The sequence below is a fragment of the Micromonospora sp. I033 genome, assembly GCF_053890995.1.
This window is the reverse complement of record NZ_JBSSLX010000074.1, coordinates 1-24,012: the sequence shown is the minus strand read 5'-3', so window position 1 is coordinate 24,012 and position 24,012 is coordinate 1. Positions and strand designations below refer to the sequence as shown.

Annotated in this window: 26 protein-coding genes; 9 read left to right on the top strand and 17 right to left on the bottom strand. The window is 75.1% G+C overall.

Annotated features, from left to right (window positions below):
- Positions 1-766: RDD family protein (locus tag ACW0Q9_RS14990; RefSeq protein WP_456181682.1), on the top strand; the 766-nt coding region annotated here is incomplete at its 5' end.
- The gene (gene hisC / locus ACW0Q9_RS14985) at positions 763-1,866 is read left to right on the top strand and encodes a histidinol-phosphate transaminase (protein WP_456181680.1); all 1,104 of its coding nucleotides are present in this window, start codon (positions 763-765) and stop codon (positions 1,864-1,866) included. The genes ACW0Q9_RS14990 and hisC, both read left to right, overlap by 4 nt.
- A gap of 114 nt (positions 1,867-1,980) precedes the next feature.
- Here hisC and ACW0Q9_RS14980 read toward each other — a convergent pair whose 3' ends face one another.
- The 5 genes from ACW0Q9_RS14980 to ACW0Q9_RS14960 form a co-directional block, all read right to left on the bottom strand.
- Positions 1,981-3,234 carry an outer membrane protein assembly factor BamB family protein gene (locus ACW0Q9_RS14980; protein WP_456181678.1) on the bottom strand — a complete coding sequence of 418 codons (1,254 nt, stop codon included), beginning with the start codon at positions 3,232-3,234 and terminating at the stop codon, positions 1,981-1,983.
- 110 nt (positions 3,235-3,344) lie between these two features.
- Positions 3,345-3,827, bottom strand: a complete 483-nt coding sequence (locus tag ACW0Q9_RS14975; RefSeq protein ID WP_456181676.1) for an SRPBCC family protein — start codon at positions 3,825-3,827, stop codon at positions 3,345-3,347.
- Positions 3,828-3,936: 109 nt separating this feature from the next.
- Positions 3,937-4,146 (bottom strand): DUF397 domain-containing protein, encoded by a 210-nt coding sequence (locus tag ACW0Q9_RS14970; protein WP_456181674.1) that lies wholly within the window; start codon positions 4,144-4,146, stop codon positions 3,937-3,939.
- A gap of 141 nt (positions 4,147-4,287) precedes the next feature.
- A complete protein-coding gene (fahA, locus tag ACW0Q9_RS14965) occupies positions 4,288-5,487 on the bottom strand; it encodes a fumarylacetoacetase (RefSeq protein ID WP_456181672.1) in 1,200 nt (399 codons plus the stop codon).
- Positions 5,484-6,341: a hypothetical protein gene (locus ACW0Q9_RS14960; protein ID WP_456181670.1), complete on the bottom strand. Its 858-nt coding sequence runs from the start codon at positions 6,339-6,341 to the stop codon at positions 5,484-5,486. The genes fahA and ACW0Q9_RS14960 overlap by 4 nt, the downstream gene beginning before the upstream one ends.
- 94 nt (positions 6,342-6,435) lie before the next feature.
- On the opposite strand from ACW0Q9_RS14960, the gene ACW0Q9_RS14955 reads away from it, so the two are divergent.
- Positions 6,436-7,602 (top strand): homogentisate 1,2-dioxygenase domain-containing protein, encoded by a 1,167-nt coding sequence (locus ACW0Q9_RS14955; protein ID WP_456181668.1) that lies wholly within the window; start codon positions 6,436-6,438, stop codon positions 7,600-7,602.
- Here ACW0Q9_RS14955 and ACW0Q9_RS14950 read toward each other — a convergent pair.
- Both ACW0Q9_RS14950 and ACW0Q9_RS14945 read right to left on the bottom strand, forming a co-directional pair.
- Positions 7,599-8,636 carry a tetratricopeptide repeat protein gene (locus tag ACW0Q9_RS14950; RefSeq protein WP_456181666.1) on the bottom strand — a complete coding sequence of 346 codons (1,038 nt, stop codon included), beginning with the start codon at positions 8,634-8,636 and terminating at the stop codon, positions 7,599-7,601. The genes ACW0Q9_RS14955 and ACW0Q9_RS14950 overlap by 4 nt on opposite strands.
- Positions 8,637-8,695: 59 nt before the next feature.
- Positions 8,696-10,051, bottom strand: coding sequence for a BTAD domain-containing putative transcriptional regulator (locus ACW0Q9_RS14945; RefSeq protein ID WP_456181664.1), 1,356 nt, complete (start codon positions 10,049-10,051; stop codon positions 8,696-8,698).
- Between the two features lie 188 nt (positions 10,052-10,239).
- Between ACW0Q9_RS14945 and ACW0Q9_RS14940 the strand changes: the two genes are divergently transcribed.
- Entirely contained in the window at positions 10,240-10,767 is a 528-nt protein-coding gene (locus ACW0Q9_RS14940) for a hypothetical protein (protein WP_456181662.1), read from the top strand.
- Positions 10,768-10,803: 36 nt separating this feature from the next.
- Here the strand turns inward: ACW0Q9_RS14940 and ispF are convergent, their stop codons facing one another.
- The 3 genes from ispF to ACW0Q9_RS14925 are packed head-to-tail and all read right to left on the bottom strand — an operon-like array spanning position 10,804 to position 12,538.
- Entirely contained in the window at positions 10,804-11,286 is a 483-nt protein-coding gene (gene ispF / locus ACW0Q9_RS14935; protein WP_456181660.1) for a 2-C-methyl-D-erythritol 2,4-cyclodiphosphate synthase, read from the bottom strand.
- Between the two features lie 16 nt (positions 11,287-11,302).
- On the bottom strand, positions 11,303-11,998 hold the full coding sequence (gene ispD, locus ACW0Q9_RS14930) for a 2-C-methyl-D-erythritol 4-phosphate cytidylyltransferase (RefSeq protein WP_456181658.1): 696 nt from the start codon (positions 11,996-11,998) through the stop codon (positions 11,303-11,305).
- A 54-nt stretch (positions 11,999-12,052) separates the two neighbouring features.
- Positions 12,053-12,538, bottom strand: a complete 486-nt coding sequence (locus ACW0Q9_RS14925) for a CarD family transcriptional regulator (protein WP_007073334.1) — start codon at positions 12,536-12,538, stop codon at positions 12,053-12,055.
- Between the two features lie 327 nt (positions 12,539-12,865).
- Here ACW0Q9_RS14925 and ACW0Q9_RS14920 point away from each other — a divergent pair, with 327 nt between their 5' ends.
- Positions 12,866-13,567, top strand: a complete 702-nt coding sequence (locus tag ACW0Q9_RS14920) for a hypothetical protein (protein ID WP_456181654.1) — start codon at positions 12,866-12,868, stop codon at positions 13,565-13,567.
- Between the two features lie 7 nt (positions 13,568-13,574).
- Here ACW0Q9_RS14920 and ACW0Q9_RS14915 read toward each other — a convergent pair whose 3' ends face one another.
- The 4 genes from ACW0Q9_RS14915 to ACW0Q9_RS14900 all read right to left on the bottom strand — a co-directional run bounded on the left by ACW0Q9_RS14915 (position 13,575) and on the right by ACW0Q9_RS14900 (position 17,320).
- Positions 13,575-14,132 (bottom strand): hypothetical protein, encoded by a 558-nt coding sequence (locus ACW0Q9_RS14915; RefSeq protein WP_456181652.1) that lies wholly within the window; start codon positions 14,130-14,132, stop codon positions 13,575-13,577.
- Positions 14,133-14,172: 40 nt separating this feature from the next.
- On the bottom strand, positions 14,173-15,222 hold the full coding sequence (locus tag ACW0Q9_RS14910; protein ID WP_456181650.1) for a type III polyketide synthase: 1,050 nt from the start codon (positions 15,220-15,222) through the stop codon (positions 14,173-14,175).
- A gap of 133 nt (positions 15,223-15,355) precedes the next feature.
- Positions 15,356-16,522: an acyl-CoA dehydrogenase family protein gene (locus ACW0Q9_RS14905; protein WP_456181648.1), complete on the bottom strand. Its 1,167-nt coding sequence runs from the start codon at positions 16,520-16,522 to the stop codon at positions 15,356-15,358.
- Between the two features lie 42 nt (positions 16,523-16,564).
- Entirely contained in the window at positions 16,565-17,320 is a 756-nt protein-coding gene (locus tag ACW0Q9_RS14900) for a methyltransferase domain-containing protein (protein ID WP_456181646.1), read from the bottom strand.
- Between the two features lie 45 nt (positions 17,321-17,365).
- On the opposite strand from ACW0Q9_RS14900, the gene ACW0Q9_RS14895 reads away from it, so the two are divergent.
- The 4 genes from ACW0Q9_RS14895 to disA all read left to right on the top strand — a co-directional run bounded on the left by ACW0Q9_RS14895 (position 17,366) and on the right by disA (position 22,059).
- Positions 17,366-18,205, top strand: coding sequence for a UbiA family prenyltransferase (locus ACW0Q9_RS14895; protein WP_456181645.1), 840 nt, complete (start codon positions 17,366-17,368; stop codon positions 18,203-18,205).
- A gap of 141 nt (positions 18,206-18,346) precedes the next feature.
- Positions 18,347-19,177, top strand: a complete 831-nt coding sequence (locus ACW0Q9_RS14890; protein ID WP_456181643.1) for a hypothetical protein — start codon at positions 18,347-18,349, stop codon at positions 19,175-19,177.
- A gap of 106 nt (positions 19,178-19,283) precedes the next feature.
- Positions 19,284-20,732, top strand: coding sequence for a DNA repair protein RadA (radA, locus tag ACW0Q9_RS14885; protein ID WP_456181641.1), 1,449 nt, complete (start codon positions 19,284-19,286; stop codon positions 20,730-20,732).
- 142 nt (positions 20,733-20,874) lie between these two features.
- Entirely contained in the window at positions 20,875-22,059 is a 1,185-nt protein-coding gene (gene disA, locus ACW0Q9_RS14880; protein WP_091267634.1) for a DNA integrity scanning diadenylate cyclase DisA, read from the top strand.
- A 6-nt stretch (positions 22,060-22,065) separates the two neighbouring features.
- Here the strand turns inward: disA and ACW0Q9_RS14875 are convergent, their stop codons facing one another.
- From ACW0Q9_RS14875 to ACW0Q9_RS14865, 3 genes are all read right to left on the bottom strand, one after another.
- Positions 22,066-22,821: a hypothetical protein gene (locus tag ACW0Q9_RS14875; protein WP_456181638.1), complete on the bottom strand. Its 756-nt coding sequence runs from the start codon at positions 22,819-22,821 to the stop codon at positions 22,066-22,068.
- A gap of 130 nt (positions 22,822-22,951) precedes the next feature.
- A complete protein-coding gene (locus ACW0Q9_RS14870; protein ID WP_456181636.1) occupies positions 22,952-23,515 on the bottom strand; it encodes a peptide deformylase in 564 nt (187 codons plus the stop codon).
- A partial coding sequence (locus tag ACW0Q9_RS14865) for a glycine cleavage system protein R (RefSeq protein ID WP_456181634.1) occupies positions 23,512-24,012 on the bottom strand: 501 nt, incomplete at its 5' end. The genes ACW0Q9_RS14870 and ACW0Q9_RS14865, both read right to left, overlap by 4 nt.

The following is a 24,012-nucleotide window of genomic DNA, read 5'->3' as shown; positions in this document are numbered from 1 at the left end:
CGGTGGGCCGGGACAGCCCTGGCCGGGGCAGCCGGGACCATGGGCCGGACAGCCGGGACAGCCTGGGCAGCCGGGACAGCCGGGAGCGTGGGCAGCGCGGCCCGGCCAGCCCGGACCGCCGCCGGGCTGGCCGTACCCGGGCTGGCCGGGCCGGCCGCCGGCCCCACGCCCGCACGGGCTGCCGCTCGCCTCGTACGGCGCCCGGCTGGTCGCCCGCCTGATCGACTTCGGCGTGGTGTTCCTGCTCAACGCCGCGGTCAACGGCTGGTTCGTCTGGCGCTACATCGAGGAGATCTCGCCCTACCTGCGCGAGTCGGTACGCCGGTCGCTGGCCGGGGACACCTCCACCGACGGGCTGCCGCAGCCGGGCGACCAGGCCGCCGGGCTCCAGATCGCCATCCTGCTGATCGCCACCGCGCTCTGGTTCGCCTACGAGGTGCCCTCGATGGCCGCCCGCGGGCAGACCTTCGGCAAGCGGCTGATGGGCGTCCGCGCGCTGCCGGTCGAGACCGACCAGCCGCTCGGCTTCGGCCGGGCCACCCGGCGCTGGAGCACCCTCGGCCTGCCCACCCTGCTCTGGTACTGCTGCGGCCTCGGCCTGCTGCTCCAGTTCGTCGACGCGGTCTCCCCACTCTTCGACCAGCCGCTGCGGCAGGCCCTGCACGACAAGCGGGCGCAGACCGTGGTGGTCCAGCTCCCCCGCACCCGGCCCGACACCCGTACCACCCCGCGCGACCGCGCCAACCCCCCGGGAGACACCCCATGACCGACACCGGACGTCACCAGCCTCCGCTGCGGCTCACCCGCGCCGACCTGGACGCGCTGCCCAACTACGTGCCCGGGCGGAGCCCGGCCGACCTGGCCCGCGAGCTGGGCCTGCCCGAGGCGATCAAGCTGGCCAGCAACGAGGTCCCGTACGGCCCGCTGCCCGGCGTGGTGGAGGCGGTCGCCGAGGCGGTGGCCGGCTCGCACCGCTACCCCGACATGGGCGTGGTGGCGCTGCGCCAGGCCCTCGCCGAGCGGTACGGCGTGGACGCCGACCGGATCGCCACCGGCTGCGGCTCGGTGGCGCTGGCCGAGCACCTGGTCCGGGCCACCTGCCTCCCCGGTGACGAGCTGCTCTACTCGTGGCGCTCCTTCGAGGCGTACCCGATCATCGCGGCGACCAGCGGCGCCACCAGCGTGCGGGTGCCGAACGACGCCGGCCACGGCCACGACCTGGCCTCGATGGCGGCGGCGGTGACCGACCGGACCCGCATGATCCTGGTCTGCAACCCGAACAACCCGACCGGCACCGCGGTCCGCAAGGCCGAGCTGGACCGTTTCCTCGACGCGGTGCCGGACGACGTGCTCGTGGTGATCGACGAGGCGTACCGGGAGTTCGTCACCGACCCCGAGGTGCCGGACGGCCTGAGCTACCTGGACCGGCCGAACGTGGCGGTGCTGCGCACCCTGTCCAAGGCGTGGGGCCTGGCCGGCCTGCGGATCGGCTGGCTGGTCGCCGAGCCGACCGTCGCCGCCGCGGTGCGCAAGGTGGTCACCCCCTTCTCCACCAGCATGGCCGCCCAGGCCGGCGCGCTGGCCGCGCTGGCGCAGGCCGATGAGGTCGAGCGGCGCTGCGCGCTGGTCGTCGCCGAGCGGGACCGGGTCAACGAGGCGCTGCGCAAGTTCGTCCCGGACGTGCCGGAGAGCCAGGCCAACTTCGTCTGGCTGCCGCTGGGCGAGCGGGCCGTCGAGTTCGGCAAGGCGTGCGAGGCGCGCGGGGTGATCGTCCGGCCGTTCCCCGGCGACGGCGTGCGGGTCACCATCGGCACGCCCGCCGAGAACGACGCCTTCCTGGTCGCCGCCGAGGCCGCGCTGGCCTGACGGCGCAGGCCCGGGGCCGGTCCGTCAACCCCCTACGGACCGGCCCCGGACGTCTCACCCGACGGTACCTGGGAATTATAGGGCTGTTTGTCCGTTTTCGGTTGAATGGAGTGGTCAGGTCGCGGCCAGCAGCACCGGCTCGGCCATCAGGTAGTACCCCTGGTCGTCGTCGTCCGGGCGGGCCCGCTCGCGGAGCCGCTCCACCGCCACGTAGCCGTCCGCCGCATGCGCCCGGCCGGGCTGCCAGCCGGTCCCGTCCCGGCCGATGTCCATGGCGAACCGCGACCGCTCCGCCCCGGTCACCGGGTCCAGGGTGACCAGGTCGCGCCGCTCGGTCAGCAGGTGCACCCGGCCCGGTTCGACCGCCAGGATCCGGACCGGCCCCAGGTCGGCCCGGCGCCACAGCTCCTCGCCGGTGCGGGCGGACCGTCCCGTGACCACGCCGCCCGCGATCCCCACCGCGCGCTCGCCGTCCAGTTCGGTGTCCGGGCCGTCCAGGGCGGGGGCGGCCACCGGCTCAGCCGCGCCGGTGACCAGCCAGCCCCGGCCGGTCTCGTCGCCGGGCCCCGCGGTGCGCAGCCCCCGGCAGGCCGAGTGCCCGTCCCGGCAGCCGACCGGGGTCACCACGAGCTGCTCCGGCGCGTCCGGGGGTCGCCAGCGACCACGCACCGCGCCGGTCGCCGCGTCCCGGAACTCGACCGTGGCCGGGCCGGCGCAGGAGTCCACACCGAGCAGCTCCCCGGCGGCCGTGGTGCCCACGTCCGTGCGGCAGCCCCGCGCCACCTCGGCCCGCCACAGCCGGCCGCCGTCCGCCAGGGCGTACCCGGCGACCGCGCCGGGGCCGGCGGCGACCAGCACGGCGCGGCCGTCGGCGGCCCTGGTGACGTGCAGGCCCTCCGGATCCCAGACCGTGGCGGCGTAGGTGCGGCGCGGCTCCGGCACCGCGCCCGGCTCGGGGCCGTCGGCCCGCCAGGCGACCCGTCCGGTACGCGCGTTCAGCGCCACGAGCTTCCCGTCGGACCAGCGGCTCACCACCGTGGTGCCCTCGGCGAGCACGCCGACCAGCTTCGCCGGCCAGCGGCGGTAGGACCAGAACGGGGTGACCCGGTGCTTCCGGGAGACGGGCTGGTCGGCGTAGACCTGGCGGGCGCCCGCGTAGACGCGGAGCCGGCCGTCCACGACCAGCGGCGCCACCGGCAGCCGGCCGATCACCCCGGTCGGCGGGGTGGGCGTGGCCGGGTACCCGCCCCGGGCGACCGTCTCGACCTCGGCGGGCGCGAGCACCCGGAGCACCACGGCGGCCGACGCCGCGACGGCCAGCACCGCCACGAGCGTCACCACGATCCGCCGCCCCGAGGGCTTCCCCATGCCGCACCTCCGCCCGGCACCCTACCCAGCGGCGGCACCCGGACGCCGCGCGGCGTCATCCGCGCGGAGCGGCGATTCGCCGTCCGCCGCCGGTCGGGTGGGAGGTCGGCTCAGGCGGCCTCGGCGGACCGCGTGGGCCCGACGGCCAGCGCCAGGTCGGCCAGGTCACGCCGGAGCGCGCCCTCCACCGCCCGGGCGGCCAGGCCCCCGAGGATCAGCGCCAGCACCCGGCCGTACGCGCGGGTCGGCACCGCCTCGTGCTCGACGGTGACCTCGGTGCAGCCGCGCCGGCGCCGCTCGACCGTGCGCAGCGTCCAGGTGATCCGGTAGTCCGCGCCCGCGCCCCGCGAGCTGAGCACCAGCCGCGCCGGCGCGACCGCCTCGACCACCAGGAACTCCTCCGGCTCGGCGACGCCGTCCGGCCGGACCCGGGTCTCCCGCCAGGCGGTGCCGGGCCCGAGATCACCGGGGCTGAGGACGTCGACCGTGCCGACCGCGGAGAGCCAGTCGGCCCGCGCCGGGAGGTCGGTGAGGAGCCGCCAGACGTCGACGTCCTGCGCTTCGATGAATGCGGAAACCGTCACCGTCGACATGGCACCTCCCGTGTCGTCCACGGTACGGGCCGTCACCGGGTAACGGGAGCCTTGCGGTGACATTTCCACCACCGGTGCCCCGTGCGGGGCACCGGGCCACGGCGAGCGGTCAGCGACGGAAGGCGTCACCCCGGATCGCGGCGACGAAGGCCGTCCAGCCCGGTGGGCTGACCGCGAGCGACGGACCCTGGGGGTCCTTCGAGTCGCGTACGCCCACCACGCCGTGCGCGGCGATCACGTTTGTCGCCACCTCGACGCAGAGGCCCTGATCGTTGGAGCGGCTGCTGGTGCGCCAGACGGCGCCGGTCAGCTCGGTCATCCTCGTGGTCCTTCCTGTTCACTCGGGTGCGCCCCGGCCCGCACCGCCGGGGCGTACGCAATCCGCGACGATCAACGGGGAAGGAAACGTCCCCGATCGCACAGCGGGTGCGACCGGGGACGGAGAGTGAACAGGGGGCGCTCAGCGGGCCGGACGGATGCTCCCGGTGACCTCGCCGAGGGCGATTGTGGTGCCGTCCGGGCCGGGCGCGGTGGCGGTGATCGTCACCGTGTCGCCGTCCTCCAGGAAGGTCCGGGCGGTGCCGTCGGCGAACTTCACCGGCTCGGTCCCGCCCCAGGTCAGCTCCAGGAACGAGCCGACCTGCCCGCGCTCGGGGCCGGAGACGGTGCCGGAGGCGTAGAGGTCGCCGGTCCGCAGCGACGCGCCGTTCACGGTGAGGTGGGCGAGCTGCTGCGCGGGGGTCCAGTACATGGTGGCGAAGGGCGGCTCGGCCACCCGCTCGCCGTTCCACTCGACCGACAGGCTCAGGTCCAGCCCCAGGTGCGGGGTGTCGCGCAGGTAGTCCTGCACCGGCGGGTCCTGGTCGGGGGCCGGCACGAAGGCGTCACCCAGCGCGTCCAGCGGGGTGACCCAGGCCGAGACCGAGGTGGCGAAGGACTTGCCCAGGAAGGGCCCGAGCGGCTGGTACTCCCAGGCCTGGATGTCCCGGGCGGACCAGTCGTTGACCAGCACCACGCCGAAGACGTGGTCGGCGAAGTCCGCGACCGGGACCCGGTCGCCGAGCCGGCTCGGCACCCCGACCACGAAGCCGACCTCGGCCTCGATGTCCAGCCGGACGGAGGCGCCTGTGGTCGGGCCCTGCGCGGTGGCCCGCTGACCGGTCGGGCGGACCACCGGGGTGCCCGAGACCACCACCGTGCCGGCGCGGCCGTGGTAGCCGATCGGCACGTGCTTCCAGTTCGGCAGGAGCGCCGGCTGCCCGGGGCGGAAGATCTGCCCGACGTTCGACGCGTGGTGCTCGGACGAGTAGAAGTCGACGTAGTCGGCGACCTCGAACGGCAGCAGCAGCTCCACCTCGCGCAGCGGCACCAGCAGCGGCTCCACCGTCGGCCGGTGCGCGGGATCGGTGAGCAGCTCGGTGACCCGCTGCCGGACGGCGGTCCACTGCGGACGGCCGAGCGCCATGAAGTCGTTGAGGGTGGGCCGGCCGAGCGCGCCGGCGGCCAGCACCAGCCCGGCGGCCTCCGCGCCGGCCAGGTCGAGCACGAAGTCGCCGATGCGTACGCCGATCCGCGGCTCGCGGTCGCCCTGCCGGAACACCCCGTACGGCAGGTTGGTCACCCCGTACGGCGAACCCGCGGCACCTGTCACCCAGCTCATTCCTCGAAGCCCCCGTTCACCAGCCCCAGCCGGATCAGATCGGTAAGTGGTTCGGAGATGCTGCACGAGCCGTAGCCGACCCAGAGCGGGCGCTCGGCCTCCCGGTGCGACCGGGCCAGCTCCACCACGCGCAGCGGGTCGGTGGCGGCCAGCAGGTCCGCCACGCCGTCGACCTCGGCACCCCCGGCGGCGGCCAGGGTGGCCGCCAGCACGTTGACGAAGCCGTGGTGGGTGAAGCCGGTCTCCGGGTCCCGGTGCCGGATCGCGTGGTGCAGCCCGGCGGTCAGCTTGAACGGCAGTTCCCGGTCCCGGCAGGCGCAGATCACCGCGGCCAGTTCGACCGGGGTCGGGAAGAGCTCGGCGGCCAGCCCGCCGGTGCGGAACTTGGCGGCCACCGGCAGCCCGCCGGCCCGTGCCTCGGCGAGGGCGTCCAGCGCGCCCATCAGGCCGAAGGTCAGCGGGATCTCCGCGTAGACGGTGGTGCCGCCGAGGCGCTCGGCGAGCTTGACCAGGTCGCCCAGGCCGGGCTGCGGATCCTCGCCACGCTTGGCGACGGGCGCCTCGACCTGGCGGACGGCGAGCCGGGCGTCCGCCTCGGCGAGCGCCGCCTCCAGCCGGCCGACCGGCACGTCGCCGATCACGCCGACCGCCAGGGACGCCTCGGGGGCGAGCAGGCCGGGCAGGTCCGGGAGGGTCGACGCGGGCAGCAGCAGCGGGCCGACCAGGTCGGCGTACCAGCCGGCGCGGTGCTGGCGATGCGCGGTCACGGCGTCCGGTAGCGCGGCGCTGCCGGGCGGGAAGACCGCCGCGTCGTCCACCAGGCCGGCGAGAAGGCGGGGCACCTGCGTTGACACGAGACAAGAATCTACGGGACGCTACAAGGAACGGACAACCGCGTCCGATTATCGGACGTCCCCGGCCGGAGAACGGGACATATCGGGAGGCGAGATGCCGTACTACCGCAGCGTCGGCGAGGTGCCGCGCAAGCGCCACACCCAGTTCCGCCAGCCCGACGGCACCCTCTACGCGGAGGAGCTGGTCGGCCAGGAGGGCTTCTCGTCCGACTCGTCGCTGCTCTACCACCGGCACGCGCCCACCGCGATCGTGGCCGCCGAGGAGTTCACCCCGCCCGCCTTCACCCGGGTGCCCAACCTGCCGCTCAAGCCGCGGCACCTGCGCACGCACAAGCTCGACGCGGCCGGCGCCGACCCGGTGCTCGGCCGGCAGTACCTGCTCGCCAACGACGACGTGCGGATCGCGTACGTGCTGGCCGACCGGCCGTCACCGCTGTTCCGGGACGCCACCGGCGACCACTGCCTCTACGTCGAGTCCGGGACGCTGCGGGTGGAGTCGCCGTTCGGCGTGCTGGAGGCCGTGGCCGGCGACTACGTCATCATTCCCACCTCGACCATCCACCGCCTCGTGCCCACCGGCGGCGAGCCGACCCGGCTGCTCGCCATCGAGGCCGCCGGCCACGTCGGCCCGCCCAAGCGCTACCTCTCCGTGCGCGGGCAGTTCCTGGAGCACTCGCCCTACTGCGAGCGGGACGTCCGCGGGCCGGACACGCCGCTGCTGGTCGACGAGACCGACGTCGAGGTGCTGGTCCGCCACCGTCGCGGCTGGACCAGGTACGTCTACGCGAACCACCCGTTCGACGTGGTCGGCTGGGACGGGCACATGTACCCGTGGGCGTTCTCCATCCACGACTTCGAGCCGATCACCGGCCGGATCCACCAGCCGCCGCCGGTGCACCAGACCTTCCAGGGCCCGAACTTCGTGATCTGCTCGTTCGTGCCGCGCAAGGTGGACTACCACCCCGACGCCATCCCGGTGCCCTACAACCACCACAACGTCGACTCCGACGAGATGCTCTTCTACACCGGCGGCAACTACGAGGCCCGGCGCGGCTCCGGCATCGAGCAGGGCTCGATCTCGCTGCACCCGTCCGGCTTCACCCACGGCCCCCAGCCGGGCGCCGCCGAACGGTCGATCGGGGCGGACTTCTTCGACGAGCTGGCGGTCATGGTGGACACCTTCCGCCCGCTGGACCTCTGCGACGCCGCGACCGCCTGCGAGGACGACGGGTACGCCTGGACCTGGGCCCGCCGCGCCTAGCGCACCGGGTGCCGGCCGGTGCGGGCGAGCACCGCGAACCCGGCCACCACCGTCACCGCGATCCCGGTGACCAGCGGCCACGGGCCGCCGACCAGCGCGTAGAGCACCAGCAGCGCCGGCGCGGCGGCCACCGCGCACCCGGCCACGGCCAGGGTGCGGTCGGCGCGGAACAGCCCGGGCAGGATCGTGTCCAGCAGGCCGGGCAGCCGGGCCGCGTGCCGCCGGAGCAGCAGCGCCCCGCCGAGCGCGGCCAGCACCGCGAGGACCCGGGACGGGCCCGGCGCGACCGGGGCCAGGCAGGCGACCAGCACGGTGGCCACAAGCGTCCAGCCGGCGCCGTGGAGCATCAGCCCACGTAGCTCGTCGGCGGTGGTCCGGCCGGCGTCGGCACCCGCCGGGTCCATGGCCGCCGCCTCGGCCAGGTGCTCCAGCGCCTCGGCGTAGCGGCGCTGCTCCAGCCGGATCACGCCCATGTCGTGCCGCGCCTCGGCCAGCTCCGGGTCCAGCCGCAACGCCTCCCGGTAGGCCCGCTCGGCCAGGTCGTACAGCTCCAGCCGGGCGGCGACCAGGCCGAGCACCAGGTGCGCCTGCGCGGTCTCCGGGGCCAGCTCCACACCCCGCCAGGCGGCGTTGAGCGCGAGCTGCCCGTTGCGCGCCCCGGCCAGGATCGCGGCGGCGCTCCGCTGGGCGTACGCGTCGTCCGGGCCGTGCGCCAGGATCTCGTCCCCGGTGCGCGCCGCGGCGCGCCACCGGCCCAGGTCGACCAGGGCGAAGCCGCGCGCCACCAGCGGTGAGACCGCCCCGGGGGCGGCGGCCACGGCCGCCTCGGCGACCGGCAGCGCCTCCGCCGGCCGGTTCGCGGCCAGGTGCACCCGGGCCTGCATGGTCAACGCCTCGGCGTTCCGCGGATCGATGGCGAGCGCACCGTCGAGTTCCTCGGCGGCCTCGTCGTACCGGCCCAGTTCGGCGAGGAGTTGCGCGCGCTGGAGGTAGCCGTCGGCGGCGGACTGGTCGGGGGCGGCGTCACTCGACATCCCGCCGAGCGTAGCCCTCCGCCCGGTCTGCCGCCCGCCAGCGTACGGCGGGGCGCCGGTCAGGCGCTGTGGCAGCGGGACCGGTCCAGCGAGCGTCCGCAGGTGCCCAGGCTGCACCAGCGCCGCAGCCCGCTGTCGTCCAGGAAGAGCCACCCGCACCGCTCGTCCGGGCAGGTCCGGAGGGTGAGCCGGCGCGGGTCGGCGAGCAACTGGGCGGCGCTCCACGCCACGGCGTGCAGCGGCATCCGGAGCCCGGCCCCGAGCGCCGGCCACCAGTGCCCGCGGCCGTCGGCCTCGCGCCGGAACACCAGCTCCTTCGTGGCGGCCTCCGCGTACCGGGCGACCACGTCGAACGCATGCCGGTCGTCCGGCCCGGTCAGGCAGGCGTACAGCGCGTGCCGCAGCCCTCGGGCCTCGGCGAGCACGGCCTCGGCCCGGTCGGGGTCCCGCCGACTCAGGTGCAGCAGGCGGCTGACCGAGACGTCGTCAACGAGACCGACGTGCCCGGCCCACACGGCCAGGGTGCGGTAGCCGCGCAGCCACTCGGCACCGGGCAGCGGCGGTTCGTGACCCCACCCCGCGAAGGTGTTGCAGAAATCCAGCGCCGGGTGGCCCCCGACGCTCCACGGCAGGCTCTCGTCGCGAACTCGTACCTCGTACACCGGCCGCCCGGGCCGGTCCAGCCGGTCGTCGCCGCGCATGATCCGGCTGTGCACCTCCCGCAGGCGGGGCCCCGGCTCGACGCCCAGCTCGTCCACGAGCACCTGCCGGGTGGTCCGGTACAGCCGCAGCGCGTCGGCCCGGCGGGCACCCCGGTACAGCGCCGTCATCAGGACGGCGACGAGCTGTTCCCTGGTCGGGTGGCGGGCGGCCAGGGGCATCAGCTCGGCGATCGCTCGGGCGTGCTGGCCCAGCGCGAGCTGCGACTCAGCGCGCAGCTCGACGGCGACCAGCCGGAGCTCCTCGACGGTGCCGTCCAGCCGGTCCCGCAGCTCGCCGTCCGCCGCGTCGGCGAGCAGCGGTCCTCGCCAGAGGGCCAGCCCCCGGTCGAGCAGCCGCACCCGCTCCGCGGGGTCGGCGGCGGCCCCGGCCGCCCGGACCAGCTCGCCGAACTCGTCGACGTCGACGCGGTGCCCGTCAGCTTCGACGAGGTAACCATCGCCGCGAGTGCTGATCCGCACCCCGTACGGCGTCAGCGAACCCCGCAACCGGCCGATGTACGTCTGCACGGCACCCCGGGCCGACGCCGGCGGCCGGCCGTTCCAGAGCAGGTCGATGAGGCGGTCGATCGGGACCGCCCGACCCGGTTCGAGCAGCAGCACCCCGAGCAGGCAGCGTTCCTGGCGACGGCTGCCGACCTCGACCGGCCGGCCCCGGTGGCGGGCCTCGAAGGGTCCGAGCAGTCGGAATTCCATACCGAACAGGACAGGCTGGCCCGGGCCGCCGGTTGTCATCCGGCGGTGAGCGGATGGTGGGTGCCTCCGGCGGGCGGCCCGGCGGCCGGCGGTGCCGCCCCGGCTCCGGCTCGGCGCGCGGTGAGCCGGTGGTGAGCGGGGCTGGGGAGCCTGTTCCGGCCCTGATCGGAAGCACGGATGGAGTGACCATGCGTTTCAAGATGAGCGTCGCGGTGGCGTCGGTCGTGGCCGCGATCGTCGCGGCCCTGCCCGGCTCGGCGTCCGCCGCGGCCGGCGACATCGCCCCCGGCACCTGGGAGCCGGCCCCGCAGGAGGCGTTCGAAATGCCGGCCGGTGCCCGATGCGACTTCGCCGTGCGGGTGGAACCGATCGTCGACGAGGTCCGGAAGCTCACCCTGTCCACCTACCCGGACGGCTCGCCGAAGCGGGAGCTGTTCACCGGCACCCTGATCGACCGGGTGACCAACCTCGAGACCGGGGCGACGTCCACGGCGGACGCGAGCGGCACCTCGCTGGTCGTCTACGGCACGGACGGGTCGATGACCTGGTACGTGACCGGACCGGTGCTGCTCGGCTTCCGGGAGAACGCGGGCTCGCTGCCGAAGGGGCTGTGGATCGTCGACGGCCAGTTCACCGTGGAGTTCACCCCCACCTTCGAGAAGACCATCACGATGCTCCACGGCACCACCCACGACGTCTGCACGGACGTCGACTGATCCGGCGTGGCGACCGGGTACCACCCGGTCGCCACGTCACGCCGTCGGTGCCTCGTAGACCAGGGCCACCGCGATGCCGGTGAGCCCCTCGCCGCGCCCGGGGAAGCCCAGGCCGTCGGTGGTGGCGGCGGAGACGGTCACCGGAGCGCCGACGGCGTCGGAGAGGACCCGCTGCGCCTCGTCCCGGCGCGGACCGATCTTGGGTCGGTTGCCGATCACCTGCACCGACACGTTGCCGATCTCGAACCCGGCCGCCCGGACCCGCCGGGCGCTCTCGGTCAGCAGGGCCACCCCGGACGCACCCGCCCACTCTGGCTGGTCCACCCCGAAGTTGGCGCCCAGGTCGCCGAGGCCGGCGGCGGAGAGCAGGGCGTTGCAGGCGGCGTGCGCCGCCACGTCGGCGTCCGAGTGGCCGGCCAGGCCGTCCTGGTCCGGCCAGTGCAGGCCGGCGACCCAGCAGGGTCGCCCGGCCGCGAAGGCGTGCACGTCGGTGCCGATGGCCACCCGAGGAACGATCATGAGCCGAGGGTACGCGTCAGGCGCCGGTGGTCAGCAGGTGCTCGGCCAGGGCCAGGTCGAACGGGCGAGTGATCTTCAGAGCCAGCTCCGACCCCGGTACGCAGAACACCGGGACGCCCAGCTTCTCGACCAGGCCGGCGTCGTCGGTGAGCGGGTCGCCGGCCGCCTCGTGCGCGGCGGTCAGCACCGACCGGCGGAAGCCCTGCGGGGTCTGTACGGCGCGCAGGGCGGCCCGGTCGACCGTGCCGAGGACCTGCTCGCCGGCGTCGACCTCCTTGATGGTGTCGACCACCGGCAGCACCGGGATCACCCCGTCGTGGCCGGCGCGGACCGCCGCGGCCACCGACTCGACCAGGTCGGGCGGGGTGAGGGCCCGGGCGGCGTCGTGCACCAGGACGATCTCCGGCCCGGCGGGGACGGCGGCCAGCGCGGCGGCCACCGACGCCTGGCGCTCGGCTCCGCCCGGCACCACGGTCACGGGGGCGACCGGCGCGAGCATCACCCGGACCGACTCGACGTCGGCGGCCGGGGCAGCCACCACCACGGTGTGCACCGAGGGCGCGGCGGCGATCCGGCGTAGCGCGTGCACCAGCAGCGGCTCGCCGGCGAGCAGCCGGAGCGCCTTGGGAGCGCCCGGGCCGAGGCGTACGCCGGCTCCGGCCGCAGGAACAAGGACCGCGACGTCACCGCGCGGATTGAGCTGCGCGGTCACGTCGCGGTCCTCGGATTCGTTTGCTGCGGGGTGGGTAGGACGACGTGGTGCGGATCAGGCCTCGGTCAGCACCTTGTCGAGCAGCGTCTCCGCCTCGTCCTTGGTGCTCTTCTCGGCCAGCGCGACCTCGCCGACGAGAATGTCGCGCGCCTTGGCCAGCATGCGCTTCTCACCCGCGGAGAGACCCCGCTCCCGCTCCCGGCGCCACAGGTCGCGGACGACCTCGGCGACCTTCAGCGGGTTACCGGAGGCCAGCTTCTCCAGATTCGCCTTGTAACGCCGCGACCAGTTGGTCGGCTCCTCGGTGTGCGGTGCACGGAGCACGTCGAAGACCTTGCCCAGGCCCTCTTCGCCGACCACCTCTCGCACACCCACGATCTCGGCGTTCTCGGCGGGCACCCGGACCGTCAGGTCACCCTGCGCGACCCTCAGGACGAGGTACTGCTTGGGCTCGCCCTTGATGACCCGAGTCTCGATTGCCTCGATGAGTGCGGCCCCGTGGTGGGGGTAAACAACGGTCTCGCCGACACTGAAAACCATAGGTTCGAAACCCCTTTCGCTGTGTCTAGGGTAACACGCTCAGGCACCGATGTCTCACCGCTGTCCTGACCGTTGGCGCAGCTCAGGGGCCCTGTGAGAGGTATTTCTTCAGCTTGACAGGCGGTCAAGCCGATGGTTTCGACACGCTCCGTGACCAACGGATGACAACCCGGTAAGAGTGACGGAAGCGTTCATATCTAGGGCGATGCGCTCCTTCCATGGTAGCCCCGGAATTCCACGTGCGCCCAGGTGTGGCGGTACGACCACCGGTGCGGGACGCTTGAGGTGGACTGACGTCCGCTCACCGAGACGGCTCCTGGGGGTCCGATGGGCATGCCTGACGCTGACGGCCACGGGCCACCCGACGGGCTGCCCGACCTGCCCCCGGAGTGGGGCCGGGTGGTCGTCCCCGACGACGCCTCGGCGCTGGCCGAGGAGGCCCGGCAGGTGCGTCGCGAGTTGCGCCGGGACCGCCGGCAGGCCACCTGGCGACGGCGCCTCGGCCCGGCCGGCCGGCCGTCGCTCGGGCTGCCGATGCTGGTCCTGCTGGTAGCCGTGGTGATCACGCTCACCGGCCTGGCGGCGGTCACCTGGCCGCGGGCGAGCCGCTCCGGCGGCGCGCCCACGGTGCTGCCGTACCCGACGGCCCCGGTCGGGCCGCTGCCGGCGCTCGACCTGGTCGGCTCCGACGACGCGCCGGTGTCGCTGCGCGGCCTCCTGCCCGCCATGATCGTCCTGGTCGACGCCTGCACGTGCGCGGAGCAGGTCCGCACCGCGGCGGCCGCCGCGCCGCCGGGGGTCACGGTGGTCACCGTCACCGAGGGCCGCACCGCCGGGGCCGCCCCCGCCACCGGGGTACGCCCGCTCGCCGACCCGGCCGGCGGCCTCCGCTCCTACCTGCACCTCTCCGCCCACCCCGGCACGGCCGCCGCCCTGCTGGTCGACCGGCAGGGCACCCTGGTCCGGGTGGTGCCGGAGCTGGGGCCGGCGTCGGACTACCGCGACGACCTGGTCCGGCTGGCCGGCTGACCGCCGCTCAGGATCGCCAGGCCAGCCGGGCGTCCAGGTCCACCTCCGCGCCCGTGACGGTGAACCGCACCAGCAGCGGTCCTCCGTCCGCGGTGAGCAGGCGGATCACCGGCCCGGACGCGCAGCCCATCGTCAGGTCCTCGCCGTCCTCCTCAGCGCCCGACCACCTCACGGTGAGCGCGCCCCCGCCGGTGCAGCCGACGGTCAGCACGTACCTGTCGGCGGCCGACGAGGCGACCTGACGTTCCACCAGCTCGCCGGGGCGCAGATGGGAGCCGTCGTGCCAGAGGACGTCGGACACCACGGTCACGGTCGAGTCGCCGGGCTCCTGGTGGATGACCACCGCCTCGTCCGGGTCGGCCTCCGGCCCGGGGAGCACCTGTCCGGTCCGCGGGTCGACCACCCGGTAGCCGGGTTCGAGGAAGGCGCCGGTCGACGGGGTGGGCTCGGGCTCGGGCCGGCCCAGCGCCGGCGCCGCCGCCCGCCACCAGCCCGCGCCGACCGCCAGCGCCGCCACGGTCAACCCGGCCAGCAGCGCACTCCGGATCCGCTCGTCGGAAGCCACGCGCAGAGCGTAGCGGCGCGGGGCGGTGGCCACCGTCCGGTCAGGAGGTGCGCTCCAGCAGCGCCGCGTAGAGGGTGAGGCCCGGTCCGAAGGCCAGCATCACGACCCGCTCCGGCGGCGTCTCCGCCCGGTGCAGCCGGTCCAGGATCAGCAGCACGGTCGGGGACGAGCAGTTGCCGTGCTCGTCCAGCGTGGCCCGGGACGCCGCGAGCGCCGTCGGCGGCAGGGCCAGCTCCCGCTCCACCACGTTGAGGATGCGCGGGCCGCCGGGGTGCACCGCCCAGCCGTCCACCTCGGAACGCTGCCACCCGTGCCGGGCCAGCAGGTCGTCGACCAGCCCCCGGACGTGGTGCGAGAGCACCTGCGGCACCTTCGGCGACAGCCCCATCCGGAAGCCGGTGTCGGTGACGTCCCAGGTCATGTGGTCGGCGGTGGAGGTGTCGGTGACCGAGGTGACCTCGCGCAGCGCGTACCCCCGGCCGCCGGGAACGACCACGGCGGCGACCGCGGCGTCCGAGAAGAGCGCGTGCGAGACGATCTGCTGGGTGTCCACCCGGGCGCCCGGCGGTTGGATGTGCAGGCTGGTCAGCTCCGCGCAGAGCAGCAGCGCGGGGCGGCCCCGGGCGGTGACGAAGTCGCTCGCCGCGCCGAGCCCGGGCAGGGCCGCGTAGCAGCCCATGTGCCCCACGAACATGCGCTGGGTGGCCGGGGCCATGCCCAGGTCCCGGGCGAGCAGGATGTCCAGCCCCGGGGTGGCGTACCCGGTGCAGGAGCAGACCACGAAGAGGCCGACGTCACCGGCGTCGAGCCCGGCGGCGGTCAGGGCCCGACCGACCGCCTCCTTGCCCAGCGGCAACGCCTCGACCTGGTAGCGCCGCATCCGGCGTTCGGTGGGCCACTCGGAGACGTCCTCCAGCAGCGGGTTCACCGCCGCCTGGCGGCGGGACACCCCGGAGTTCGCGAAGATCCGCTCGGCCAGCGCCCGGGTGGTCCCGGAGAAGTGCTTCGCGAAGAAGCCCGCCCACAACTCGTCCTGCGCGGCGGACGGCGGTTGCGCCGTACCCAGGCCCGCGATCACCGGCACGCCCATGTCCCCCACCTCTCGTCCCCGAACCCCACGCTTCCCCAACGAGTCCCGTCCGCTCGCGACTGCGGAACTCGCAAATCTGATTCACCCGCCGCCCTTCGTTCGCGACCGCGGGGCTCCGGCTCGCTCCTCGCGCTCACCAACGAGGCGTCGCGCCGTCGCGATCCGGATCACCGCCGAGCGCGGCGATGCCGAGCCAGTCGGCGCAGACGTCGGAGGTGGCCGGGTGCAGCGAGCCGCACCGGGCGTCCCGGTAGAGCCGCTCCAGCGGATGCCCCCGCCGGGTGGCCGAGGTGCCGGCCGCCTCCAGCATGGACGCGGCCACCTCGGCGGCGGTGGTGCCGGCGAGCAGCTTGGCGCGCCACACCCAGCGGTTGGTCTCCGCGTCGCCCGGCGCCTCGTCGACCCGGCGGGCCGCCTCGGCGACCACCAGCTCGGCCGCCGCCACGACCGCGTCCGCCCGGCCCAGCCGGGCCCGGACCGCCGGCAGGCCGGCCAGGTTGCGGGCGTTCAGGTGCTCGGCGGCGGCGTCGATCGAGGCCCGGGCCACCCCGACGTAGACGGCCGCGTAGCTGGCCACCAGCCAGTGCGGCATGAGCTGGGCGACCACCAGGGCCAGGCCCTCCACCCCGCCGAGCAGCCGGTCGGCGGGCACGGTCACGTCCAGGTGCAGGTCGTGCGAGGAGGTGGCGCGCATGCCGAGCGAGTCCCAGGTGGGCTCGACCGTGAGCCCCTCCCCGGCGGGTACCAGGAACTGGGAGACCACCGACTGGTCGGCGGCGCTGCGGGCGGCCACCAGGTAGCCGTCCGGGTGGCCGGCGCCGGAGCAGAAGGTCTTGCTGCCCTTGAGGTGCCACCCGCCCTCGACCGGCTGGTAGACCGTGCTGAGCTGGGACAGCCGGGCGCCGGCGCCGCGTTCGCTCATCGCCACCGCGTACCAGGCGCCCTCGGCCGCCGCGCGGAGCAGCCGGTCCCGGGCCGCCAGCGCCTCGTCCGGTACGCCGAGGGCCTCGGCCAGCTCCTCGGTGACCGCGCCCAGCGCGCCGGTGACCGAGGCGTGCATGTTGAACACCAGGGCCGTCGCCCCGTTGCCCCGGGCCAGCTCGGTGGCGACCGCGGCGTACTCGGCGAAGGTGGCTCCCATGCCGCCCAGCTCACGCGGCACCATCAGCCCGAACAGGCCGGCCTCCCGGAGGTCGGCGAAGTCGTCGACCGGGAAGGAGCCGTCCCGGTCGTGGTCGGCCGCGCGGGCGGCCAGTCGCGGCGCCAACCTGCGGGCCGCCTCCAGCGCGTGCACAGTCATGTAGCCCCCTTCTCGGCGTCCCTTTACCCCGGGCGGCCCCCGCTACCCGCTCCGGTGCCCGCGGCCCTGGTAGAGCACCGCGGTCGACCAGGTCGGCACGATGCGCGGCTCCGTCCGGGCAGGACGGTCACCGCCGCGCATCCGGCGCAGCAGCCAGGCCAGTGTCCCGCCCAGCTCGGGTCGGATGCCGCGCAGCCGCAGCGCCACGCCGTGCCGGGCACATTCGGCGACGAGGGCGCGGGCGTCCACGAACAACCGTGGATCGTGGATGCCGCGCGGCACGGTGGGCAGCCGCTCGCCGAGCTCCACCGCGACCAGCCGGGCCAGCAGGGTGTCGTTGAGGGTGTCCAGCACCAGCAGGCCGCCCGGCCGCAGCAGGCGGCACGCCTCGGCCACCGCGCGCCGCCAGCCCGGCACGTGTTCCAGCAGCTCACCGGCGGAGACCACGGCCGCGCAGCCGTCCGCGAGCGGGACCGCGGTGGCGTCACCCTGGACCACCGTCACGCCGTGCGCGGCGGCCTGGTCGAGGGCGGAGCGGGTCAGGTCCACCCCGACGTGCCGGTAGCCCTTGCCGGCCAGGTGCGGGGCGAGCAGGCCGGCGCCGCAGCCGAGATCGACCAGCAGGTCGTCGCTTTCGGACGCCGGTGGCACCAGCGCCGCGCGGGCCCGGGCCAGCCAGTGCAGCATCGCGAACGCGCCGTCCGGTCGCCACCACTCGCCGGCCAGGTCGTCGTACTGCCGGGGATCGTTGCGCGGCAGCACCCGGGGCGGGGTGGACACCGGGGCCGCGTCGCGCATGGACCGAGCGTGGCACGACTCCCCGGTAACGACCAGACTTCCCTTATGTCGATGTCGGTGTTAGGGCTGGTCAGGGCGAGCCACCCGGAACCGGCCGCCGCGGTCACCGTGGTGGCCGGGCTGCTGGCCCGGGCCGTGGGCCACGGCTGGGGCGGGGTCGCCGCCGTGGCGCTCACGGTGCTGGCCAGCCAGCTCGCCGTGGGCTGGAGCAACGACCTGATCGACGCCGACCGGGACGCCACGGTGGGGCGTACCGACAAACCGGTGACCACCGGCGCGGTCTCCCGGCGGGTCCTGGCCCGGGCCACCGTGCCGGCCGCCGTCGCCACCCCGCTGCTGGCGCTGGCCACCGGCCCGGCGGCGGCGCTCTGCGCCACCCTCGGCCTGGTCTCGGCACTGCTCTACAACTGGCCACTGAAGTCGACCCGGGTCTCGGTGCTGCCCTACGCGGTCTCGTTCGGCGCGCTGCCCGCCTTCGTGGTGCTGGCCCTGCCGGGGGCGCCCGCGCCCCCGCTCTGGCTGGTCGCCGCCGCCGCGCTGCTGGGGGCCGGGGCACACTTCGCCAACGTGCTGCCCGACCTGGCGGACGACGCGCGGACCGGGGTGCGGGGGCTGCCGCACCGGCTGGGGCCGGCGGGCAGTCGGGTGGCCGCCGCCGGGCTGCTCCTCGCGGCCACCGTCGCGCTGGTCGTCGGGCCGCCCGGGCCGCCGTCGTGGGCCGGGCTGGCGGCGGTGGCCGCCGCCGTCGGGGTGCCGGCCCTCGGCTGGTACGCCGGACGCGCCGCGACCGCGGCCGGCGGCCGGCCGGTGGCCGCCTTCCGGGCCGTGCTGGTGGTGGCACTCATCGACGTGGTGCTGCTGGTGGCGAGCGGCCGGGTGGTCTGACGGTTCCCCGCGAAGGTGGCATTACCGGGTCGGCGTGCGGGCCTCGATCAGCTCCAACTACCCTGGAGCGCGGTCTGCGCGGGTATGGCCACCCCGTGTCCGGCGTGCGGCCGGGCGGGGATCGTGACGAGGAGGACCGACGTGACGCGCTCGATCAGGGGTTCCCGGCGGGCGGCCCTGTTGCTGGCCGGTACGGCGGCGGCGGCGAGCCTGCTGCTGTCCGGGTGTGGCGCCGGCCAGGTGGCCGAGACCGCCAACAAGATCCCGTCGGTGCAGGGCGTCAACGTCCAGACCCCCGACAACCTCTACAAGGTGCGCGGTCTCTACCTGGAGTTCCCCGGCCCGGAGGGCTACAAGTCCGGCGCCAACGCGCGGCTGAACGTCGTGATCTACAACGACAGCCAGCAGCCGGTGACCGTGACCGTCACCACCGACAGCGCCCGCGAGATTCTGCTCAGCGGCGGCGCCGGGGCGGGCAGCGACGAGGCCACCCCGACCGGCTCGCCGACCGAGCCGGCCTCCGCGTCGCCCACCGCGACCGACCCGAGCGCCTCGCCCAGCCAGTCGCTCGGCACCACCGAGTCCCCGTCGGCGAGCGGCTCCGCCTCGGCCAGCGGGTCCGCCTCGGCGAACCCGTCGCCGTCGGCCAGCGAGTCCGCGCCGGCCGGCCGGCCGGCCCGGATCGAGATCCCGGCCCTGAGCTACGTGCAGCTCACCAGCAACAGCCCGCAGTTCCTCCAGCTCGTCGGCCTGAACCAGCGCCTGCTGGTCGGCCAGCCGGCCAACCTGACCTTCGACTTCGGCGGCGGCAAGGTGATCAGGACCGGCGCGGCGGTCGGCGTCCCGCTGACCCCGGCCGCGCCGCCCTCGCCGGTCGTGCAGCCCCGCGAGGAGGAGGGCGGCGCCGGCCACCCGGGCGGCCTCATCGAGGAGGGCCACGAGGGCGGCACCGAGGGCGGCGGCCACAGCTGATCGCCCGACCCGTTTTCGACGACACCGCCGGTGTGGCCAGCGCCACGCCGGCGGTGTCGCCGTTTCCGGGTGGGCTTTCGTCGTACCGTCCGGTTAGCGTCCTGGGGTGAGCACGCCCCGATCGACCTCGCCCCGCGCCACCGCCGGCCGCGGCCGGGCCACCGCCCGTGAGCCGCGCCCGGCCTACGAGTGCGACGCCTGCGGGCACCAGCCCCCCAAGTGGGTCGGGCGCTGCCCGGAGTGCGGCGAGTGGGGCTCGGTGGTCGAGTGCACGGTGAGCGGCCCGTTGGTCTCCGGCCGGGTGGTCAGCTCGCGGATGCCCGCCGAGCCGGCCCGCCCGATCGCCACCATCAGCGCCGCGCCCGCCCGGGCCCGGGCCACCGGCGTGAGCGAGCTCGACCGCGTGCTCGGCGGCGGCCTGGTCCCCGGCGCCGTGGTGCTGCTCGCCGGCGAGCCCGGGGTCGGCAAGTCCACCCTGCTGCTCGACGTCGCCCAGCAGTGGGCGGCCAACGCCGGCAGCCCGTCGCTGGTGGTCAGCGGCGAAGAGTCGGTCAGCCAGGTGCGGCTGCGCGCCGAGCGGATGGGCACCCTGCACGACCAGCTCTACCTGGCCGCCGAGAGCGACCTGTCGGCGGTGCTCGGCCACCTCGACGCGGTCAAGCCCGGGCTGCTGGTGCTCGACTCGGTGCAGACCATCTCCACCACCGGCACCGAGGGCGTGCCGGGCGGGGTGACCCAGGTCCGGGCGGTCACCGCGGCGCTCGTCGCGGTCGCCAAGGAGCGCGGCATCGCCACCGTGCTGGTCGGGCACGTCACCAAGGACGGCCAGGTCGCCGGCCCCCGGGTCCTGGAGCACCTGGTCGACGTGGTGCTGCACTTCGAGGGCGACAAGCACTCCTCGCTGCGCATGGTCCGCGGTGTGAAGAACCGGTTCGGCGCGGCCGACGAGGTGGGCTGCTTCGAGATGCACGAGGGGGGCATCAGCAGCCTGGCCGACCCGTCCGGCCTCTTCCTGACCCGCTACTCGGAGCCGGTGCCGGGCACCTGCGTGACGGTGGCCATGGAGGGGCGGCGGGCCCTGGTCACCGAGGTGCAGGCGCTGATCGGCGCCACGGTCGCCGGCTCCCCCCGGCGCACCGTCTCCGGGCTGGACGGCGCCCGGCTGGCCATGGTGCTCGCGGTGCTCCAGCGGCGCACCGAGCGGCTGACCCTGCACGACCGCGAGGTCTTCGCCGCCACGGTGGGCGGCATCCGGGTGGTCGAGCCGGCGGCCGACCTGGCCGTGGCGCTGGCGGTCGCCTCCGGCGGCCTCAACCTGGCCCTCAACCCGCATCTGGTGGCCATCGGCGAGGTCGGGCTCACCGGCGAGGTGCGCCGGGTCGGGGCCGTTCCCCGCCGGCTGGCCGAGGCGGCCCGGCTGGGCTTCCGGCTGGCCCTGGTGCCGCCCGGCTGCGGCCCCGGCAGCAGCGGGGTGGCCCCGGAGAACATGCGGGTGATGGAGGTCACCGACGTCCGAGGGGCCCTCCAAGCTGCCGCGCGCGCGTCGGCGGAGTGACGGTCGGTACGCGTGCGGTGGGACCGCCCGGGCGATTTCGGACAGTCGACGCAGCGGGTCGGCGACCGGGGGAGCCGGACATCGTGACACATCACAGTAACCGCGAGAGCACCCACCGCACCGCAGTCCGTAGACTGTGCCCGTGCCGATCGACCGCGATGCCACCAAGCCCGCCGCGACGACGCCGCACGCCCGCACCGGCGCCGTGGGCTCCCCCGCCCGTGCCATCAGCGTGAGCGTCACCGGAAGCGTCGGCGGGGCCGGCGGTGACCCGTTGCGGGCCAACCTCGCCCTCATGGCGCCGGGCACCGCGCTGCGCGACGGCCTGGAGCGGATCCTGCGCGGCCGCACCGGCGCGCTGATCGTGCTCGGCTACGACAAGATCGTCGAGCAGATCTGCACCGGCGGCTTCCCGCTCGACGTCGAGTTCTCCGCGACCCGGGTCCGCGAGCTGTGCAAGATGGACGGCGCCGTGGTGCTCTCCAGCGACGGCACCCGGATCGTCCGGGCCGCGGTGCACCTGATGCCCGACCCGTCGATCCCCACGGAGGAGTCCGGCACCCGGCACCGCACCGCCGAGCGGGTGGCCCGGCAGACCGGCTACCCGGTGATCTCGGTCAGCCAGTCCATGCGGATCATCAGCCTCTACGTCAACGGCCAGCGGCACGTCCTGGACGACTCGGCCGCCATCCTCTCCCGGGCCAACCAGGCGCTGGCCACCCTCGAGCGCTACAAGCTCCGGCTGGACGAGGTCTCCGGCACGCTCTCCGCCCTGGAGATCGAGGACCTGGTCACCGTCCGCGACGCGGTGGCCGTGGTGCAGCGGCTGGAGATGGTCCGCCGGATCGCTGACGAGATCGCCGGCTACGTGGTCGAGCTGGGCACCGACGGGCGGCTGCTCGCCCTCCAGCTCGACGAGCTGATGGCCGGCGTGGACGCCGACCGCACCCTGGTCATCCGGGACTACCTCCCGGTCGGCCGGAAGTCGCGCACCCTCGACGAGGCGCTGGTCGAGCTCGACCTGCTCAGCGCCACCGAGCTGATCGACCTGGTCGCGGTGGCCAAGGCGATCGGCTACCCGTCCGCCTCCGACGCGCTCGACGCCGCGGTGAGCCCGCGCGGCTTCCGCCTGCTGGCCAAGGTGCCCCGGCTCCCGGCGGCCGTGGTCGACCGGCTGGTGGTGCACTTCGGCAGCCTCCAGCGGCTGCTGGGCGCGACCGTGGAGGACCTCCAGGCGGTCGAGGGGGTGGGCGACGCCCGCGCCCGGGGCGTCCGCGAGGGGCTGTCCCGGCTCGCCGAGGCGTCCATCCTGGAGCGCTACGTCTGACCGGGGTCAGCCGGTGATGGTCAGCTTCACCGGCTCGCCGAGCTTGGAGCCCACCCGGGCGAAGACCTGGTACGTGCCGATCGGGGCGAACTGGCCGTTTGCCACCCCGTTGGCGCAGCGGTTGTCCAGCTTGCCGTTCCAGCCCAGCTCGTAGGAGCGCTCGAAGTTCGGCGTGAACGACTGCACGTCCGAGCCCTTGCCGGTGCCGCAGGTGTCGGAGGACCAGATCCGGTTCGCGCCGGCCTTGATGTAGAGCTCCTGGAGGTCGGCCCCGACATCCCGGCTGCACGTACGCTCCGAGATGTTCTTGACCTTGAGCCGCAGGGTGACCACCGTGCCCCGCTGCGCGGTGGCCGGCAGGGCCACCGGGGTCACCTGGAGCTCCGAGTCGGTGCAGCTGCCGTCGGCGGCCACCGGGGCGGCCGACGCGCCACCGTCGTTCGTGCCCCCGCCGCTGTCGGTGCCCGTGCCACCGCCGCCGTTCGTCCCGCTACCGCCACCGTCGTTCGTCCCGCTCCCGCCGCCCGAGTCGCCCGGGGTGGGTGACGGGCTGCCGGACTGCGGGGTCAGCAGCGAACCGGTCGGGCCGGGTGCGGCGACCGACGGGGAGCCACCCGGGTTGCCCGTCGGGGCGCCGGAGTTCCGGTCGGGGCCGGTGCAGGAATAGAGCAGGACAATCAGGAAAAGCAGCCCGGCTCCGAAGACGACGGCTCGACGCCGCCAGTACACGGCGGGAGGCAGCGGGCCGACCGTCATACGCATGATGCGTTCACCGTAACGGCGCGACGCCCGGCCCGCTGGCGCGACGCGCCGGAGGCCCTTCGCTCCGGCCGCTCCCGACTCCACAGTGGACGTCCGAGGTCACCGAGCGGCACCCCCGGACCACGGCCGGTCAGAGGTAGACCTTGCGCTGGTAGACGGCGTGCGCCCCGGCCACCCGGTCGAGGAAGAGCAGGCCGGCGCAGTGGTCGATCTCGTGCTGGAGCGCCCGGGCCTCGAACCCGTCGGTCACCAGCCGCACCGGCTCGCCACTGCCCGGCAGCACGCCCTCGACCACCAGGCGGCTGGCCCGCTTCACGTCACCGGTCAGGTCCGGCACCGACATGCAGCCCTCGCGGCCGGCCTTCCAGCGGCTCGCCTCCACCACTGTGGCGTTGCAGAGCACGAAGGCGCCGTGCACGGTGACCGCCTTCGGGTGCCCGGTCACGTCCACCGCGAACACCTGGGCGCTCACCCCGATCTGCGGCGCGGCCAGACCCACACAGCCCGGCGACACCCGCATGGTGGCGACCAGGTCGGCGGCGAGCTGGACCACCTCGGCCGAGGTCGGGTCGACCACCGGCCCGGGCCGGCTGAGCACCGGGTCGGGGGCGGCGACCACCGGGCGTACCGCCCCGGCCGGGCCGAGCTTCTCCGGGGTCCAGCCGCCCAGGCCGGCGTATTCCTCCGCGGTCACAGCAGGTCCGTGTCCGCCGGGCGGAGGCTGACCCCCACGCCCAGCTCCGCGGCGGTACGGGCCAGCCGGCCGGCCACCTCGTCGGCGCTGCCCAGCGGCAACTCGACCTCGGCGACCACCACGTAGAGGGAACCGGTCAACCGGGTGCTCAGGTCGGTCACGTTGCCGCCCGCGTCGGCCAGCACCCGCGTCATCGCCGCGACGATGCCCATCCGGTCCGCGCCGTGGACCGCCATCACGTACGGCTCGCCGGCGGACGCGGCCTGCCCGTCGGGGGTGACCGCGCGTACGGTGGCCAGCAGTTGCCCCTCGGCGGCGAGCGGGGCCAGCGCGGCCTCGACGTCGGCGGCGGCCGGGCCCACGCAGATCAGGGTCATCGCGAAGTGTCCCCGCAACCGGGTCATCGTCGAGTCGGTGAGGTTCGCGCCGAGCCGCGCGAGGACCTCGGCGACGTCGGCCACGATGCCCGGCCGGTCCCGGCCGATGACGGTGATCGC